The 519-nt window shown below is 56.6% G+C and carries 1 rRNA gene; it reads left to right on the plus strand.

The annotated features are described in order from the left end of the window. Window positions 1–264: 264 nt before the first annotated feature. A 16S ribosomal RNA gene (locus SNA_RS30750) occupies window positions 265–519 on the plus strand; the annotation flags it as partial.

Genomic DNA, 519 nt, shown 5'->3' on the forward strand with positions numbered 1-519 from the left:
ACCGAAGGGAAGCGCCCGGAGATCCTGGTGAAACAGGAACAAAGGAAGCGTCCGTTCCTTGAGAACTCAACAGCGTGCCAAAAGTCAACGCCAGATATGTTGATACCCCGTCGACCGGAAACATCCGGGAGATGAGGTTCCTTTGAAAGTCCTGCCGACACGATGTGCCGGTAGGCAATACACAGCGAGGACGCTGTGAACGACCGGGCTTATTCCGCCTGGTTGTTCCGCTCAACGCGAGTGTCACCCGATTACGGGTAAACATTCACGGAGAGTTTGATCCTGGCTCAGGACGAACGCTGGCGGCGTGCTTAACACATGCAAGTCGAACGATGAACCTCCTTCGGGAGGGGATTAGTGGCGAACGGGTGAGTAACACGTGGGCAATCTGCCCTTCACTCTGGGACAAGCCCTGGAAACGGGGTCTAATACCGGATACGACACGGGATCGCATGATCTCCGTGTGGAAAGCTCCGGCGGTGAAGGATGAGCCCGCGGCCTATCAGCTTGTTGGTGGGG

Origin of the sequence: Streptomyces natalensis ATCC 27448 (assembly GCF_000935125.1) — a bacterium.
GTDB lineage: Bacteria > Actinomycetota > Actinomycetes > Streptomycetales > Streptomycetaceae > Streptomyces > Streptomyces natalensis.